General features: G+C 70.7%; 12 protein-coding genes and 2 pseudogenes. 7 read left to right on the top strand and 7 right to left on the bottom strand.

The genetic code is table 11. From position 1 onward, the window contains the following. Positions 1-50 precede the first annotated feature (50 nt). Positions 51-617 (top strand): annotated as a pseudogene (locus ACFPQ9_RS00070) (tetratricopeptide repeat protein); the annotation flags it as partial. A gap of 70 nt (positions 618-687) precedes the next feature. Here ACFPQ9_RS00070 and ACFPQ9_RS00065 read toward each other — a convergent pair. Together ACFPQ9_RS00065 and ACFPQ9_RS00060 are read right to left on the bottom strand one after the other, a co-directional pair. Beyond that, entirely contained in the window at positions 688-1,389 is a 702-nt protein-coding gene (locus tag ACFPQ9_RS00065) for a response regulator (protein ID WP_380844413.1), read from the bottom strand. Further along, entirely contained in the window at positions 1,386-3,299 is a 1,914-nt protein-coding gene (locus ACFPQ9_RS00060) for a sensor histidine kinase (protein ID WP_380844410.1), read from the bottom strand. Before ACFPQ9_RS00060 ends, ACFPQ9_RS00065 begins: the two co-directional genes overlap by 4 nt. A gap of 196 nt (positions 3,300-3,495) precedes the next feature. On the opposite strand from ACFPQ9_RS00060, the gene ACFPQ9_RS00055 reads away from it, so the two are divergent. After that, a complete protein-coding gene (locus ACFPQ9_RS00055; RefSeq protein WP_380844407.1) occupies positions 3,496-4,881 on the top strand; it encodes a cation:dicarboxylate symporter family transporter in 1,386 nt (461 codons plus the stop codon). Positions 4,882-5,078: 197 nt separating this feature from the next. Here ACFPQ9_RS00055 and ACFPQ9_RS00050 read toward each other — a convergent pair whose 3' ends face one another. Beyond that, positions 5,079-5,519: a MarR family winged helix-turn-helix transcriptional regulator gene (locus ACFPQ9_RS00050; protein ID WP_380844404.1), complete on the bottom strand. Its 441-nt coding sequence runs from the start codon at positions 5,517-5,519 to the stop codon at positions 5,079-5,081. Between the two features lie 128 nt (positions 5,520-5,647). On the opposite strand from ACFPQ9_RS00050, the gene ACFPQ9_RS00045 reads away from it, so the two are divergent. The 5 genes from ACFPQ9_RS00045 to ACFPQ9_RS00025 all read left to right on the top strand — a co-directional run bounded on the left by ACFPQ9_RS00045 (position 5,648) and on the right by ACFPQ9_RS00025 (position 11,066). After that, a complete protein-coding gene (locus ACFPQ9_RS00045) occupies positions 5,648-6,280 on the top strand; it encodes a maleylpyruvate isomerase family mycothiol-dependent enzyme (RefSeq protein WP_380844401.1) in 633 nt (210 codons plus the stop codon). A 174-nt stretch (positions 6,281-6,454) separates the two neighbouring features. Beyond that, the gene (locus ACFPQ9_RS00040; protein WP_380844398.1) at positions 6,455-7,924 is read left to right on the top strand and encodes an AAA family ATPase; all 1,470 of its coding nucleotides are present in this window, start codon (positions 6,455-6,457) and stop codon (positions 7,922-7,924) included. A gap of 29 nt (positions 7,925-7,953) precedes the next feature. Next, positions 7,954-8,343, top strand: coding sequence for a MerR family transcriptional regulator (locus ACFPQ9_RS00035; RefSeq protein WP_380844395.1), 390 nt, complete (start codon positions 7,954-7,956; stop codon positions 8,341-8,343). After that, complete coding sequence (locus ACFPQ9_RS00030) at positions 8,340-8,672, top strand: thioredoxin family protein (RefSeq protein ID WP_380844392.1); 333 nt, start codon at positions 8,340-8,342, stop codon at positions 8,670-8,672. Before ACFPQ9_RS00035 ends, ACFPQ9_RS00030 begins: the two co-directional genes overlap by 4 nt. A gap of 168 nt (positions 8,673-8,840) precedes the next feature. Continuing rightward, positions 8,841-11,066, top strand: a complete 2,226-nt coding sequence (locus ACFPQ9_RS00025) for a HelD family protein (protein WP_380844389.1) — start codon at positions 8,841-8,843, stop codon at positions 11,064-11,066. Between the two features lie 98 nt (positions 11,067-11,164). Here ACFPQ9_RS00025 and glgB read toward each other — a convergent pair whose 3' ends face one another. From glgB to ACFPQ9_RS00005, 4 genes and pseudogenes are all read right to left on the bottom strand, one after another. Then, on the bottom strand, positions 11,165-13,876 hold the full coding sequence (gene glgB / locus ACFPQ9_RS00020; RefSeq protein WP_380844387.1) for a 1,4-alpha-glucan branching enzyme: 2,712 nt from the start codon (positions 13,874-13,876) through the stop codon (positions 11,165-11,167). Further along, on the bottom strand, positions 13,873-15,321 hold the full coding sequence (locus ACFPQ9_RS00015) for a maltokinase N-terminal cap-like domain-containing protein (RefSeq protein WP_380844384.1): 1,449 nt from the start codon (positions 15,319-15,321) through the stop codon (positions 13,873-13,875). Before ACFPQ9_RS00015 ends, glgB begins: the two co-directional genes overlap by 4 nt. 83 nt (positions 15,322-15,404) lie before the next feature. After that, positions 15,405-17,105 (bottom strand): maltose alpha-D-glucosyltransferase, encoded by a 1,701-nt coding sequence (gene treS, locus ACFPQ9_RS00010; protein ID WP_380844381.1) that lies wholly within the window; start codon positions 17,103-17,105, stop codon positions 15,405-15,407. Then, positions 17,102-17,650, bottom strand: a pseudogene (locus ACFPQ9_RS00005) (DUF3459 domain-containing protein); the annotation flags it as partial. The pseudogene ACFPQ9_RS00005 and the gene treS, both read right to left, overlap by 4 nt.

Genomic DNA, 17,650 nt, shown 5'->3' with positions numbered 1-17,650 from the left:
CCGCCGTAATTGAGGCCGGACGGGAGGCCGCGCACATTGCCGGAGACCGGATGGGCGAGGGCAACGCATGGAACAACCTCGGCAACGCCCTGCTGGCAGCTGGCCGGAAGGGGGAGGCGATCGACGCCCATACTCGAGCCCTCGACCTGTACCGGGCCGTCGGAGATCGCCGCCGCGAGGCCCGGGCGTGGAACAACCTTGGCCTCGCCTTGCGGGAGGGGGGTCGGGAGGGGGAGGCGATCGACGCCCATACTCGAGCCCTCGACCTGTACCGGGCCGTCGGAGATCGCCACCGTGAAGCGACCGCGTGGAACAACCTTGGCCTCGCCTTGCGGGAGGGGGGTCGGGAGGGGGAGGCGATCGACGCCCATACTCGAGCCCTCGACCTGTACCGGGCCGTCGGAGATCGCCGCCGCGAGGCCCGGGCGTGGAACAACCTTGGCCTCGCCTTGCAGGAGGCAGGCCGGGCGGAGGAGGCGATCGACGCGCACGGCAAGTCCACGGAGATCTGCCGCGAGTTCGAGGACTGGTACGGCGAGGGGGAATCCCTCCACAACCTGGCCCTCGCCCTCCAGGCAGCTCACCGTCCCGCCGAGGCCTGCGCCGCCTACCTCCGGTCCGCCGACGCCTTCACCCGCGCCAACGACCCCACCGGAGCCGCCGAAGCTCGGACTTACGCCGCCGCCCTCACCGCCCACCCCCACCCCGAACCCACCGATAAACCAACTCCGGCCGTCCCACCTGCCCATAAACCGGGGCCCGCTCAGCCCTCCCCGCCTCCACCAGATGTTCCAGATACCGCCGAGCCGTGATACGGGAGATCCCCACGGCCTCAGCGACCCCCGCCGCGGTGAGTCCCTCCTCGACCTCCCGCAGCGCCACCGTCACCCGCTCCAGCGTCGGCGCACTCAACCCCTTGGGCAGCGCCGCGGGCGAGGGCGCCCGCAGCGCGCCCAGCGCCCGGTCCACCTCGTCCTGCCCGCTCGCCTCCCCCACGGCCGCATGGAACTCGGCGTACCGCACGAGCCGATCCCGAAGCGTGGCGAACGTAAAGGGCTTCAGGACGTACTGGACCACCCCCAGCGACACGCCCTCCCGCACCACCGCCAGATCCCGGGCCGACGTCACCGCGATGACATCCGCGTGATGCCCGGCCGCCCGCAAGGACCGCGCCAACTGCAACCCGTGCACATCCGGCAGATGCAGGTCGAGCAGCAACAGATCCACCGGCGTCCGCTCCAACGCGCGCCGCGCCTCCGCGCCCGTGTGCGCCTTGCCGACCGCGACGAAGCCGGGCACCCGCCCGACGTACATCATGTGCGCGTCCGCCGCCACCGGGTCGTCCTCCACGACCAGGACGCGAATCGCCTGCTCGGCCGCCGCCGTCATACGTCACCTCTCGAACCCACCGCGCCCTGGGAAGCGGCCCTCTCCGCCGGGCCACCCCCCTCGACGGACGCGCCGCCGCCCGAACCCGCACCCGCACCCGTGCCCGCCGGGGAGCCCGTGCCCGTACCCGTCGGGGAGCCCGTGCCCGTACCCGTCGGGGAGCCCGTGCCCGTACCCGTCGGGGAGCCCGTGCCCGTGCCCGTGCCCGTCGGGGAGCCCGTGCCCGCCTCGGAGCCTGTGCCCGTGCCCGCCGCGGAGCCCGAGCCCGCCCCTTGCGACGAGTCAGCCTCTCCCGTCGAGCCCGTCCCGTCCACCAACGGCATCCGTACCTCGAACACCGCCCCACCCCCGTCGGCCTCCGCCACCGACAGCACGCCTTGGTGTCGGGCCACGGCCTGTCGGACCAGGGCCAGGCCCAGGCCCCGGCCGCCCGGTCCGGCCGGCTTCGTGGAGAAGCCGCGCTGGAACACCGTCTCACCGAGCGCGGGATCCACCCCGGCGCCGGTGTCCGACACCCGGAGTACCAGTTCGCCGCCCTCGGCGTACGCCGTCACCGTCACCCGTGCCCCCACGCTTCCCTGCGCCGCGTCCACCGCGTTGTCGATCAGGTTGCCCAGTATCGTCACCAGGTCCCGGGCGGGCAGGGTGTCCGGCAGCAGACCGTCGTCGAGCCGGCTGTCCTCCGACACCACCAGTTCCACGCCCCGCTCATTGGCCTGTGCCGTCTTACCCAGCAGCAGCGCGGCCAGCACCGGCTCGCTCACCGCCGCCACCACCTGGTCGGTCAGTGCCTGCGCCAGCTCCAGCTCGGCGGTCGCGAACTCCACCGCCTCCTCCGCGCGGCCCAGTTCGATCAGCGAGACCACCGTGTGCAGCCGGTTCGCCGCTTCGTGCGCCTGGGACCGCAGCGCCTGGGTGAAGCCCCGCTCGGAGTCCAACTCGCCCATCAGGGACTGGAGTTCGGTGACATCGCGCAGGGTCACCACCGTGCCACGGCGCTCACCGCCCGACACCGGCGAGGTGTTGACCACCAGCACCCGCTCATCCGTCAGATACACCTCGTCCACCCTCGGCTCGGACGCCAGCAGTGCCCCGGTCAGCGGGGCCGGCAGCCCGAGCTCCGCCACCGACCGGCCCACCACGTCGCCCGCCACGCCGAGCAGTTCCCGCCCGCCGTCGTTGATCAACGCCACCCGGAACTGCCCGTCCAGCATCAGCAGCCCCTCACGCACCGCGTGCAACGCGGCCTGGTGATAGTCGTGCATCCGGCTCAGCTCGGCCGCGTTCATGCCGTGGGTGTGCCGGCGGAGGCGGGCGTTGATCACGTACGTGCCGATCGCGCCCAGCGCGAGGGCGCCCGCCGCCACCCCGATCAGGGCCGTGAGCTGGTCCTGCACCCGCTTGCTGATCGCCTCGACCCGGATGCCCGCGCTGACCAGCCCGACGATGTGCTCCGGGTCCCGGCCGCCGTCGTAGATCGGTACCACCGCCCGCACGGACGGCCCCAGTGTGCCGGTGTACGTCTCGGTGAAGGGCTCCCCGCGCAGGGCGCGCGCGGTGTGGCCGCGGAAGTGCTGCCCGATCTGCTCCTCGTCCGGGTGCGTCCAGCGGATGCCCTTGGTGTTCATGATCGTGACGAAGTCGACCTCGGCGTCGCGCTGGACCCGCAGCGCGTACGGCTGGAGCTCGGCCGTGGGGTCGGCGGTGCGGATCGCCTCCCGTACGGACGGGGCGTCGGCGATCGACTGGGCCACCGCCTTGGCCTGGCGGCCCGCGGCGTCCTCGGCCTGGCCGGTGTCGCTGAGATAGGTGAACACCGCGTACCCGGCGACGAGCACCGCTATCAGCACGGCCTGCATGGCGAAGAGCTGTCCGGCCAGGCTGCGGGGTCTCGGGACGGGGATGCGCATGTCGTCAGTCTGCCTCCATGGCTGATTGTGAACTAAATGAACGGAAGGGTGACCGCCCTCACACCGCGGGAGATAGTCACCGCATCGCTGAAATACGACCCCGTCCCCCGGGGCTCGGCAGCCGATCAGCGACCCCCCACCCCGGACGTGAGCCGCACGCCGGTGACAACCGACGAAGACGTCAAGGAGGGCAGCCGTGGCCGCCGCCAGTTCCCCCGATACGGCACCTGCCGCACCCGTCGCCAAACGGGACCGCACGCACTACCTCTACATCGCGGTGATCATCGCGGTCGCCCTCGGTATCACCGTGGGCCTCGCCGCCCCCGACTTCGCGGTCGAGCTGAAGCCCATCGGTACCGGCTTCGTCGCGCTGATCAAGATGATGATCTCGCCGATCATCTTCTGCACGATCGTCCTGGGCATCGGCTCGGTCCGCAAGGCCGCCAAGGTCGGCGCCGTCGGCGGTATCGCCCTGGTCTACTTCCTCGCGATGTCGCTGGTCGCGCTCGCGATCGGTCTCGTCGTCGGCAACATCCTGGAGCCGGGCACCGGCCTCGCGGTCACCGACGCCGTCAAGGACGCCGGTCACGCGCAGGTCGACGCCGAGGCCAAGGACACCACCGAGTTCCTGCTCGGCATCATCCCCACCACGATCGTCTCCGCCTTCACCTCGGAGTCGGTCCTGCAGACCCTGCTCGTCGCGCTGCTCGCGGGCTTCGCGCTCCAGGCCATGGGCTCCGCCGGGGAGCCGATCCTGCGCGGTGTGCAGCACATCCAGCGCCTCGTCTTCCGCATCCTGGCCATGGTCATGTGGGCCGCGCCGATCGGTGCCTTCGGCGCCATCGCCGCCGTCACCGGTTCCGCCGGTCTGGACGCGCTGAAGAGCCTCGCCGTGCTGATGCTCGGCTTCTACGTCACCTGCTTCCTCTTCGTCTTCATCGTGCTCGGCACGCTGCTGAGGATCGTCGCGGGCCTGAACATCCTCACGTTCTTCAAGTACTTGGGCCGTGAGTTCCTGCTGATCCTGTCGACCTCCTCCTCCGAGTCGGCGCTGCCGCGCCTCATCGCGAAGATGGAGCACCTGGGCGTCAGCAAGCCGGTCGTCGGCATCACCGTCCCGACCGGCTACTCCTTCAACCTCGACGGCACCATGATCTACATGACCATGGCGTCCCTGTTCATCGCCGACGCCATGGGTACGCCGATGTCGGTCGGCGAGCAGATCCCGCTGCTGCTCTTCCTGCTGGTCGCCTCCAAGGGCGCCGCGGGCGTCACCGGTGCCGGCCTCGCGACCCTGGCGGGTGGCCTTCAGTCGCACAAGCCCGCCCTGGTGGACGGCATCGGCCTCATCGTCGGCATCGACCGCTTCATGAGCGAGGCCCGCGCCCTGACGAACTTCGCGGGCAACGCCGTCGCCACGGTGCTGATCGGCACCTGGACGAAGGAGATCGACCGCGGGCGCGTCGACCAGGTGCTCGCCGGCGACATCCCGTTCGACGAGAAGACCCTTCTGGACGACCACGCCGGGGAGCCGGCCGAGGTGCCGGAGCAGGGCGGGGAGAAGGAACTCGCCAAGGCGTGAGCCGCCCTTCCCGGGTGCTTCCGAGGGTCTTCGGCCCCCAGTGCTCCGGACGCCCGGCCCCGCCTGAACCGGGGCCGGGCGTCCGGCCATCCCACTCCGGGCGGCTGAGCTGTCCCCCGTCGCTCAGCCGCCCGGTCACCCTCGCAGGCGTACGGCAACCGCCGTACGCCTGACGGCTTTTCCGGAGGGCAGCACGCCTAGGCCCAGGGATCGGTGATCTCCCGCAACAGCGTCAGTGCCTCCCGCAGTTGCCGCATCCGCCGTTTCCCGAGGTGGGCCTCCCACTCCCGCTCGACCTCGGCGACCACCGCGTCCGCGACCTCCTTGGCCGCCCAGGCCTTTTGCGCACCGCACACCAGTCGGGCCCGTCCGTCGGTCGGGTCCGGTACGCGGCGTACGTATCCCGTCTTCTCCAGCTGGTCGACCAGGAACCCCGCCGTCTGCTTGGTGACCTGCGCCTGTTCGGCCAGCTCGGTGAGACGGGTGCCGTTGGGGCCGATGCGCTGCATGAGCCGGGCCTGGGCGGGCGTGAAATCGTCGAAGCCGGCCTCGGCGAGGGCTGCGAAGACACGGTTCTCCAGGGCCCGGTAGGGGAGGAACAGGAGCACGCCCGTGGTGAGCTCGCTCTCCGCCACCATGTCCGGCGCCTCCTCGTACGACTGTGCGGCCGGCCGGCCGTGGACGACGGGCCGCGCACTGCTTGACTCTGGTCAGAGTCTCTGACTAATTTGGTCAGAGAAGCTTACCACTTGAGTGGGTGATTCCCATGAGTGCCGTGCTGGACGTGGACGAGCGCTGGCGGATCGTCGACCGGGAGCGGGAGAGCCTGGCCGAACTGCTGGAGGGGCTGCGCCCCGACGAGTGGGAGACACCCACGCGATGCGGGGACTGGCGGGTGCGGGACGTCGCGGCGCATCTGACGATGGCGGCGCGCTTCAGCTACCGCGACGGCGTCAAGGAGATGGTCCGCGCCCGCGGCAACTGGAACCGCATGATCCATGACTCGGCGGTGCGTGAGGCCCGGCTGCCCGTGGCCGAGATCGTCGGCAACCTCCGCTCGACCATCGGCTCCCGCAGCCTCGCCCCGACCACCACGCCCCGCGAACCCCTGCTCGACATCCTCGTCCACGGCCAGGACATCGCGCTCGCCCTCGGCCGCGTACGCCCCATGCCCCCGCGGGCCGCCCGCGACGCCGCCGACCGGGTGTGGACCATGCGCTTCCCGCCCCGCCCCTGGCCGCTCCCGCGCTCCCGGCTGATCGCCACCGACATCGAGTGGACCCGAGGCGAGGGCGACGAGGTCCGCGGCCCGATCGGCGGCCTGCTCCTGCTGCTCACCGGCCGCCCGGAGGCGGCCCGAGACTGGTTCGCCCGCCCAGCCACCGCACCGGGGGAGTGAAGAGGCGGGCCCTCCCCGGGATTGTGGGCCGGGGCCCGTCCCTTCGCGGAGCATCTGCGTCCTCCGCCTCCTCCGGCCCGCCCCCCTCGCCGGAAATCCTTTTGACCTGTCCTCCGCCCGCCCGCACGCTGGAACACCGTGATGCGGACCGTTCACCGGGAGCAGGAGGCGGGCATGGCGGAAGAGACGTCGGCCATCTCACTGGACCAAGTCAGCGATCTTTTCCACGAGTTCATGGAGGCGGTCGCCCGCGCTTCGCGCCAGGACCAGAAGGACGGCCGTAACCTCAGCACCCGGCTGATGACCCACCTCGGCTCCACGCCCTCCGACCGTCCCGTGGTCAAGGCCGCGTATCCACCGTACGAACTGCCGAACGTGCATCTCGCTCTGGAGCGCTGGTTCGCCGCCGACCCCGCCCGCTCCTACGAGCTCATCGGCCTGCGCGGTGCCCAGCACCACGGTGACCTCACCCTCGGCGACATCCTCGACGCGGCCGACCGCTACGACCGCTTCGTGATCGGCGCCGTCGACTACGCCCACCTCCCCGTCGCCCCGGACACCGAACTGGCCTGCGTCTCCTGCGGCTTCTACCTCGGCCTGGACGGCGACGAACGGTTCGCGGTGCTGCTGCGCGGGCCCCAGGACGAGTACGGGCGCAACAAGGTCGAGGTCGAGGTCCTCGCGAAGGACAAGGAGTTCGCGGACCGGCTGCTCGCCGAGCTCGACACCCTCGTACGAGAGCACAACGTCTTCCGGGGCCAGGTCCTCTCCTTCGAGGGCTCAGAGTTCGGACGCGGTCTCGGGCCCTTCCGCTTCCACCGCCGCCCCGACCTCACCCGCGACGACATCGTGCTGCCCACCGGCCTCCTGGAACGCCTCGAACGCCAGGTCATGGGCGTCGCCCGGCGCCGCGAACAGCTGCGCGCGGCGGGCCAGCACCTGCGCCGCGGACTGCTGCTGTACGGCCCGCCCGGCACCGGCAAGACCCACACGATCCGCTATCTGCTCTCCCACCTCCCGCAGTTCACCGTGGTGATCCTCGCCGGCACCGGCATCTCGGCCATCGGCCCCGCCTGCGCGCTGGCCCGGATGCTCCAGCCGGCGCTCGTCGTCCTGGAGGACTGCGACCTGGTCGCCGAGGCCCGAGACTACGGCGGCGGCGACCAACCCCTGCTCTTCCAGGTCCTGAACGAGATGGACGGTCTCGGCGACGACGCCGACGTCGCCTTCCTGCTCACCACCAACCGCGCCGACCTGCTGGAGCCGGCCCTGGCCCAGCGGCCCGGCCGGATCGACCTCGCCGTGGAGATCCCCCTTCCGGACGGGGAGGGCCGCGCACGACTGCTCGGTCTCTACGGCGCCGGGCTCGGCCTCGGCGAGGACGTCACGGACGAGGTGGTGGCCCGCACGGAGGGCACGACGGCCTCCTTCACCAAGGAGCTGGTCCGGCGCGCCGTACTGATCGCGGCCGAGCGTGAATCGCCCCGCACGGAACCGGACGACCTGCGCGCCGCCCTCGACGAACTCCTCTCCGACCAGGACCATCTCACCCGCCGCCTGCTCGGCGTGGAGGACACCCACGACGAGGACGGCGGCGAGGACGGGGGCGAGGGCGAGCGGCCGTTCCTGTCGCGGTTGCCCTGACGTCGGCGTCAAGGATTACGTTCGTAGGCATGCGAATCGGCGAGCTGGCCGCGCGGGCCGGGACCACGACGCGCACCTTGCGCTACTACGAGTCGCGGGGGCTGCTGCCCGCGCGGCGCGGCGGCAACGGCTATCGGACCTACGACGAGGCCGATCTGAAGCTGCTGCGGCAGATCAGGACGTTGCAGGACTTCGGGTTCGACCTGGAGGAGACCCGGCCCTTCGTGGAGTGTCTGCGGGCCGGGCACCCGGAGGGCGACTCGTGTCCCGCCTCGATTGCGGTCTACCGGCGCAAACTGGACGAGCTCGACGCGCTGATCGGCGAGTTGCGGGCCGTGCGGGCGCAGATCGGGGTGCGGCTGGCGGCCATGGGCGAAGGGGAAACACCGTTGTGCGAACTGGGAGGGCAGGAGCTGTGATCAGGGCGGCGGGCGTGGCCGAGGTGACGGACCGGGACTTCGAGACGGAGGTGATCGGGGCGGAACTGCCGGTGCTCGTGGAGTTCACCGCGGACTGGTGCCCGCCCTGCCGGCAGATGGGGCCGGTGCTCACTGCCCTGGCCGCGGAGGAGGGGGAGCGGCTGAAGGTGGTGCAGCTGGACGTGGACACCAACCCGCTGACCACGAACGCCTACAAGGTGCTCTCCATGCCGACGTTCATGGTGTTCCGCGCCGGTGAGCCGGTGAAGGCGATGGTGGGGGCGCGGCCCAAGCGGCGGCTGCTGGAGGAGCTCGCCGACGTGCTGTGATTCCAGGCCCCACACAAGAAATCCCCCGAGCAATTGCGCTCGGGGGATTTCTTTGCGTATATTCAATGGTTCGCGACTTCGCGTGAATTCGGTCGCGGTGAAGTTCAGTGAGCACAGTATATCCGGGCGGGAGCAGAATTGTCAAACACCGAATTTCAAGACGGTGAAATGCGACGCGAGCAGGAATTCATCGACGACCTGTACGCGCGCGTGGACGCGCTGCGCGGTGACACCGAGGACTCCGTCACGGACGCGCTCGCCCAGGGCAACACGCCCATGCAGGCCCGGCTGGAGCGGGACATCCTGGTCGCCGAGCGCTCGGGGCTGCTCGCCGCGCTGAACGCCGTGGACGGCTCGCTGTGCTTCGGCCGGATCGACCTCTCCTCCGGCACCACCCACCACATCGGCCGTATCGGCCTGCGCACCGACGACGCCGAACGCACGCCGATCCTTCTCGACTGGCGGGCCGACGTCGCCCGGCCCTTCTACCTGGCCACCGGCCACACCCCGATGGGGCTCAGGCGCCGGCGGCACATCACCACCAGCGGCCGTACGGTGACCGCCCTGCACGACGAGATCCTCGACCTCGGCGACCGGGAGCGCACCGGCCACGAGGACCCGACCGGCGACGCGGTCCTGCTCGCCGCGCTGAACACCGCGCGCACCGGCCGCATGAACGACATCGTGCAGACCATCCAGGCCGAGCAGGACGAGATCATCCGGGCACCGCACCGCGGAGTGCTGGTCGTGGAGGGCGGTCCGGGCACCGGCAAGACGGCCGTCGCCCTGCACCGCGCGGCCTACCTCCTCTACGAACACCGGGAACTGCTCGCCAAGCGCGCGGTCCTGATCGTCGGCCCCAACCCCGCCTTCCTCGGCTACATCGGTGAGGTCCTGCCCGCGCTGGGCGAGACGGGCGTGCTGCTGGCCACCGTCGGCGAACTGTTCCCCGGTGTGAAGGCGACCGCGACCGACACCCGGGAGGCGGCCGCGGTGAAGGGCCGCGCCGACATGGCGGACGTGCTCGCCGAAGTCGTCCGGGACTGGCAGGCGCTGCCCGACCCGGTCATCGCCATCGAGCACGACCGCGAGATCCTCATGCTCGACGACGGCCTGGTGAAGGTGGCGCGGGAGAAGGCCCGTGCCGCGCGGCTGCCGCACAACGCGGCCCGGGAGCACTTCGAGGGCCACATCCTCAACACCCTCACCGAGTTGTACGCCGAGCGGGTCGGGACGGACCCCTTCGACGGTACGAATCTGCTGGACCCCAGCGACATCACGCAGATCCGTGACGACATCGCCGAGAACCCCGAGGTCTGGGCCGCCATCGACCAGCTGTGGCCGCGACTGACCCCGCAGCGACTTGTCGCGGACTTCCTCGCCGACCCCGTGGGCTACCTTCCGGACGAGGACGTCGCCGCGATCCGCCGGCCCGTGACCCGGGCGTGGACGGTGGCGGACGTACCGCTGCTCGACGAGGCGGCCGAACTGCTCGGCGAGGACGACCGGGTGCGGCGGGCGCTGGCCGAGCGGGAGCGGGAGACACAGGTCGCCTACGCGCAGGGCGTCCTTGACGTCTCGTACGCCTCGCGCACCTACGAGTTCGAGGACAAGCACGAGGAGGACTCCGAGGTCCTGTCCGCGCACGACATCATCGACGCCGAGCGGTTCGCCGAGCGCCATGAGGAGGACGACCACCGCAGCGCCGCCGAACGCGCGGCGGCCGACCGGACCTGGGCGTTCGGGCACATCATCGTCGACGAGGCGCAGGAGCTGTCGCCGATGGCGTGGCGACTGCTCATGCGGCGCAGCCCGACCCGCTCGATGACCCTGGTCGGCGACCCGGCCCAGACGGCCGAGGCGGCGGGCGTCGGCTCGTGGCGGAAGATCCTCCAGCCGTACGTCGAGGACCGCTGGGAGCACACCCGCCTCGGCGTCAACTACCGCACGCCCGCCGAGATCATGGACCTCGCGGCGGCGGTCGTCAGGGCGGAGCACCCGGACTTCGAACCGCCGAGTTCCGTACGGTCCACCGGTGTACGTCCCTGGGTGCGGGCCACCGACGACCTGCCCGGCGCGGTGGCGAAGGCCGTCGGGGAGCTCACCCCGGCCGAGGGCCGGCTCGCGGTCATCGCGCCGCGCCATCTGCACCGGAAGCTGGCGGCCCGGCTGGACGGCGTCACGGCGGGCACCGAGCCCGACCTGACGCGGACCGTCGTCCTGCTCGACCCGCGTCAGTCGAAGGGCCTGGAGTTCGACTCCGTGCTGGTGGTGGAGCCGGGGCTGTACGGCACGAGCGACCTGTACGTGGCGCTGACCCGCGCGACGCAGCGGCTGGGGGTGCTGCACACGGGTCGGCTGCCGCAGGCGTTGGCCGAGAGCGCTTCGGAGTGACACCTTCGCCCGCGCCGTGGCGTGCCGGGACGACTGCGCGACCAACCGCCGTCGGGGGCTGGTCGCGCAGTTCCCCGCGCCCCTTCGGGGCGCTGCCGCTAGGCCGGGCGTAGCCAGACCGTCGCCAGTGGCGGCAGCGTCAGCCGGATGCTCGCCGGCCGTCCGTGCCAGCCCTGGGGCTCCGGCTTGACCGGGTCCGGGTTGGTGACGTCGCTGCCGCCGTACTTGGCCGCGTCGGTGTTCACCGTCTCGTGCCAGGCCGGGACGTCGTCCGGGACGCCCAGGCGGTACTCGTCCCGGACGACCGGCGACATGTTCGACACCGCCAGCAGCGGAACACCCTCCGCGTCATAGCGCAGGAACGCGAACACGTTGTCGTCGGCGGCGTCCCCCACCACCCACTGGAAGCCCGACGGATCGGTGTCGCGCTGCCAGAGGGCCGGGGTGTGGCGGTAGACCGTGTTCAGATCGCGCAGCAGGTCCCGCACCCCGCGATGGTCGGGCTCCGCCCCGTACGCCGGATCCAGCAGCCACCAGTCCGGCCCGTGCGCCTCCGACCACTCGGCGCCCTGCGCGAACTCCTGCCCCATGAAGAGGAGCTGCTTGCCGGGGTGCGCCCACATGAAGCCGAGGTAGGCACGGTGGTTGGCGCGCTGCTGCCACCAGTCGCCCGGCATCTTCGACACCAGCGAACGCTTGCCGTGCACCACCTCGTCGTGGGAGATGGGCAGCACGTAGTTCTCGCTGTACGCGTACACCATCGAGAACGTCATCTCGTTGTGGTGGTACTTGCGGTGCACCGGCTCCTTGGCCATGTACTCCAGCGAGTCGTGCATCCAGCCCATGTTCCACTTCAGGCCGAAGCCGAGCCCCCCGAAGCCTCCCGGCCCGCTCACATGCGTAGGACGCGTCACGCCGTCCCAGGCCGTCGACTCCTCAGCGATCGTCACGACCCCCGGCACCCGCCGGTACACCGTCGCGTTCATCTCCTGGAGGAACGCCACCGCGTCCAGGTTCTCCCGCCCGCCGTGCTCGTTCGGCACCCACTGGCCCGGCTCGCGCGAGTAGTCCAGGTAGAGCATGGACGCCACCGCGTCCACCCGGAGCCCGTCGATGTGGAACTCCTCGCACCAGTACAGGGCGTTGGCGACGAGGAAGTTGCGCACCTCGCGCCGCCCGAAGTCGAACTCCAGCGTGCCCCAGTCGGGGTGCGCCGAGCGCAGCGGGTCCTCGTGCTCGTACAGCGGACGCCCGTCGAACTCGGCCAGCGCCCAGTCGTCCCGCGGGAAGTGCGCCGGCACCCAGTCCATCAGCACCCCGATACCGGCCTGGTGCAGGGCGTCGACCAGGTACTTGAAGTCGTCGGGGGTGCCGAGGCGGGCCGTGGGCGCGTAGAAGCCCGTTACCTGGTAGCCCCACGAGCCGCCGAAGGGGTGCTCGGCGACCGGCATCAGCTCGACGTGGGTGAAGCCCAGGTCCTTGACGTACGCGGGGAGCTGCTCGGCCAGTTGGCGGTACGTCAGGCCCGGCCGCCAGGACGCCAGGTGGACCTCGTACACCGAGAACGGCGCCTCATGCGTCGGCACCGATCCGCGCCGCTCCAGCCATGCCGCGTCGCCCCACTCGTGCTCCGAGGCGTACACGATGGAGGAGGTGTTCGGCGGGGCCTCCGTCCGGCGGGCCATCGGGTCCGCGCGCAGCGTCTTCGAGCCGTCGGGCCGGGTGATCTCGAACTTGTACAGCTCGCCCTCGCCGATACCGGGCACAAACAGCTCCCAGACCCCGGTGCCGCCGAGCGAGCGCATCGGATAGCCCGTGCCGTCCCAGAAGTTGAACGTGCCGGCCAGGGACACGCCGCGCGCGTTCGGCGCCCACACCGTGAAGCGGGTGCCGGTCACGCCCTGGTGGGTCATCGGCTCGGCGCCGAGCGCCCGCCACAGCTCCTCGTGGCGGCCCTCGCCGATCAGATGCAGATCGAGCTCGCCCAGCGCGGGCAGGAAGCGGTAGGCGTCCTCGGTCTCCCGCACCGACCCCTCGTACGCCACGAGGAGCCGGTAGCCGGCCGGGACCTCGCGCAGCGGCAGCAGGCCCGAGAAGAACCCCTCCCCGTCGTCGTGCAGTTCGGCCCGCAGGTTCCCCGCGACCACGGTCACCGACAGGGCGAACGGCTTGAAGGCCCGGAAGGCGACACCGCCGGGCACCGGGTGCGCGCCGAGCACGGAGTGCGGGGCGTGGTGGGTTCCGGTGAGCAGTCGATCGCGGTCCGCGGCGTCGAGCGCCGGGGAGACAGCGACCTCCACTGGCTGCACCGGCTGCACCGGCTGCACCGGTTCCATCGGTTCCATCGGCTCGGTCGGCCTAGGGACCGCCTTCTGCGCCGGGATCTTCTTCTGCGCCGCCTTCTGCGCGGGAATCTTCTTGGCGGCCTTCTTCGGGGCGGGGCCCTTGGCCGACGGCGTGCTCTTCGCACCCGTGCTTTTCGCCGCTGTTGCCTTCGCGGTCGTGCTCTTCGCCGCCGTCGTCTTCGCGGTGGCCTTCTTCGTCACCGCCTTCTTGGCGGCTTTCTTCGCGGTGGCCTTCTTGGCGGCCGGTTTCTTCGCCTCGGATTTCTTGCCGGCCGTCTTCTTCGCGGCGGCCTTCTTCTGCCCTGCCGCCTTCGCCGTCGCCTTCTTGGCCGTCCCCTTCTGCACGGCCTCCGCGGCCTCGGCGGCCCTGGTCGTCGCCTTCTTGGCGACGCTCGTCTTCTCGACCGACTGCGCGGCCGTGCTCTCGGCTTCCGAACCGCTGGAGGGAGTGGTGCGGGGGGTCACGGGCGGGGCCTCCTAGGCGAGGGTGGGGATGAGGGGCGGGGGGAAGAGGACGGGGCGCCGCAGTCCGCGGCGAGTCGGCCTATGGCGGACAGCGGCACCGGGAGCCAGTCGGGGCGGTGCCGGGCCTCGTAGACGACCTCGTAGATCGCCTTGTCGGTCTCGTACGCCCGCAGCAGCACCGGATCGGTGCGGGGATCGGCTCCGCTGACCTGCGCGTACCCGGAGCAGTACGCGGCCCGGCAGGCCTCGGCCCAGCCCGGCACCGGCAGGTCGGACGAGTGGGCCGCGTAGTCGAAGGAGCGCAGCATGCCCGCGACGTCCCGCACCGGCGGCTGCGGCAACCGCCGTTCGGCCAGCGGCTTCGACGGCTCGCCCTCGAAGTCGATCAGCCACCACCGGCCGCCGGGCGAACGCAGGCACTGCCCGAGGTGCAGATCGCCGTGGATGCGCTGCGCGGTCCAGGTGCGCCCCTCGGCGGCGAGCTCCGCCAGCGCCTCGAAGGCGGAGCGCAGCGCGGGCGCGTACGGCCGCAGCGCCGGCACCGCCTGCGCGGCCGCGTCGAGCCGCTCGACCATGCCGTCGACCAGCTGCTGCACCTGAGCATGCCCCAGGGTCACCGTCGGCAGCGTACGGGCGAGCGCGGTGTGCACCTCGGCGGTCGCGCGCCCCAGCGCCCGCGCCTCGGCGGCGAAGTCCTCGCCCTTGGCCAGCTCGCGCAGCGCCAGCTCCCAGCCGTCCGTCGCGCCCTGCACGAAGGGCTGGAGCACGCCCAGTACGTACGACTCACCGGCCAGCTCCGAGCGGAACCAGGCCGTCGGCGCGGGCACCCGGTCGCAGCCCTCGCCGGCCAGCGCGAGCGGCAGCTCCAGATCGGGATTGACGCCGGGCACGACCCGGCGCAACAGCTTCAGGATGAACGTATCGCCGTAGACGACCGACGAGTTCGACTGTTCCGAGGTGACCAGGCGCGGCACCAGAGCCGACCTGATCTCCTGGTCGCCGTCCCGTTCGAAGCGCAGCGCGCCGATCCGGGCACCGGTGCGCATGGCCTCCAGGAGCAGTTCGGCGGGGCGGGCGTCGCACAGGGCGTCGTACACCGTGCGTCCGGCGAGCGGGCCCTCGGCCACATGCCCGATCAGCGCGGGCGCGAGCCGGGGCGGCAATGCCTCGCGGTCCCCTATGAGGAGCTGGTAGCAGTCGGCGGGCTGCTCGGGTGCGCCCGGCACCGGCGCGAGCGGCTGATGGGCGCGCACCAGGAGGTGGTACAGGCCCAGCTTGCCGCCGGGCGGCAGCAGTTCGGTGGCGGCGACCAGCGAGAACCCGGTGACCGGACGCCCCTTGCCCGCGAACCACCGTTGTCGTGGCAGCCACTCCCGCAGCAGTGGATCAAGTGACGCAAGGAGGCCGGGCGAAGTGGTGACGGTACGGGTGACGGCTTCCGACATGGCGTCGCGTCCTTTCCCCGGGGGGTCGGGGTGTTACTTCTGCGTGCCCCGGGCGGGGCGGTGGAAACCGCCCCGCCGGGCTCTCAGGCGGCGTCCTTGCGCAGCCGGAACCAGTAGAAGCCGTGGCCCCCGAGGGTCAGCAAGTACGGGAGCTCACCGATGGCCGGGAATCGCACCCCGCCGAACAGTTCGACGGGATGTCGGCCGTTGAATCGTCGCAGATCCAGCTCCGTCGGCTGCGCGAACCGCGAGAAGTTGTGCACGCACAGCACCAGGTCGTCCTCGTACTCGCGCAGGAAGGCGAGGACGGCCGGGTTCGACGACTGCAGTTCGGTGTAGGTGCCGAGTCCGAACGCGGGGTTCTGCTTGCGGATCTCGATCATCCGGCGGGTCCAGTGCAGGAGCGAGGACGGCGAGGCCATGGACGCCTCGACGTTCGTCACCTGGTAGCCGTGGACCGGGTCCATGATCGTCGGCAGATACAGCCGTCCCGGATCGCAGGACGAGAAGCCGGCGTTGCGGTCCGGGGTCCACTGCATGGGGGTGCGGACGGCGTCGCGGTCGCCGAGCCAGATGTTGTCGCCCATGCCGATCTCGTCGCCGTAGTACAGGATCGGCGAGCCGGGCAGCGACAGCAGCAGCGCGGTGAACAGTTCGATCTGGTTGCGGTCGTTGTCCAGCAGGGGCGCCAGCCTGCGCCGGATGCCGATGTTGGCGCGCATGCGGGGGTCCTTGGCGTATTCCGCCCACATGTAGTCGCGTTCCTCGTCGGTGACCATTTCGAGGGTCAGCTCGTCGTGGTTGCGCAGGAAGATGCCCCACTGGCAGCCGGAGGGAATGGCCGGGGTCTTGGCGAGGATTTCCGAGACGGGATAGCGGGATTCCCGTCGTACGGCCATGAAGATGCGCGGCATGACGGGGAAGTGGAAGGCCATGTGGCATTCGTCGCCGCCGCTGCTGTAGTCGCCGAAGTAGTCGACGACGTCCTCCGGCCACTGGTTGGCCTCCGCCAGCAGCACCGTGTCCGGGTAGTGCGCGTCGATCTCCTTGCGCACCCGCTTCAGGAGCTCGTGCGTCGCCGGAAGGTTTTCGCAGTTCGTGCCCTCCTCCGCGTACAGATACGGCACGGCGTCGAGCCGGAAGCCGTCGATCCCCAGGTCCAGCCAGAACTTCAGCGCCGACAGGATCTCCTCCACCACGGCCGGGTTCTCGTAGTTGAGGTCCGGTTGGTGGGAGAAGAAGCGGTGGAAGAAGTACTGCTTGCGGACCGGGTCGAAGGTCCAGTTGGAGGCCTCGGTGTCGACGAAGATGATGCGGGCGTCGGAGTAGGCCTTGTCGTCGTCGGCCCAGACGTAGTAGTCGCCGTAGGGGCCGTCGGGGTCTTTTCTGGACTCCTGGAACCACGGGTGCTGGTCGCTGGTGTGGTTCATGACGAAGTCGATGATGACCCGCATGCCGCGCTGGTGGGCGGAGTCCACGAAGTCCACGAAGTCGGCGAGGTCGCCGAATTCGGGGAGGACGGCGGTGTAGTCGGAGACGTCGTAGCCGCCGTCGCGGAGGGGGGATTTGAAGAAGGGCGGCAGCCACAGGCAGTCGACGCCGAGCCATTGCAGGTAGTCGAGTTTGGCGGTCAGGCCTTTGAGGTCGCCGACGCCGTCGCCGTTGCTGTCCTGGAAGGAGCGGACCAGGACCTCGTAGAAGACGGCGCGTTTGAACCAGTCGGGGTCACGATCCTTGGCAGGGGTGTCCTCGAAGGTGTCCTGAACGGGCTCGTTGACGATCATTTTGTGGGTGACCCTCCGATCTGCGGGGTGGACGGTCGCAGAACACGGCTGTGCCCATCCGGGGGATAACCCCCGGACCCCCAGCCGACGACAAGCACATGGGCGCCGCCAGGCAGAAGGCGCACATAGTTGGCCCTGCCCCAGTGATAGGTCTCGCCGGTGAGCTCGTCGCGCACCGGTACCGACTCGTGCCAGTCCAGGCCGAGTTGCGGCATGTCCAACGAGACCGTGGCCTCCTGGGTGTGGTGCGGATCGAGGTTGGCGACCACCAGAACCGTGTTCGAGCCGTGCCGTTTGGAGTACACGATCACGGCCTCCTGGTCCGCGTGGTGGAAGTGGAGGTCGCGCAGCTGCCGCAGGGCCGGATTCTCGCGCCTGATGGTGTTGAGCCGGGTGATCAGGGGAGCGATCGTGTCCGGGGTGTCCCAGTCGCGGGGGCGTAGCTGGTACTTCTCGGAGTCGAGGTATTCCTCGCTGCCCTTGCGCAGCGGGGTGTTCTCGCAGAGTTCGTAGCCGCTGTAGATGCCCCAGGTGGGGGACAGGGT

The organism is Streptomyces coerulescens (assembly GCF_042657965.1).
Lineage (GTDB): Bacteria > Actinomycetota > Actinomycetes > Streptomycetales > Streptomycetaceae > Streptomyces > Streptomyces coerulescens.
The sequence above is the reverse complement of the archived record's forward strand: the minus strand, read 5'-3'. Positions and strand labels throughout refer to the sequence as shown.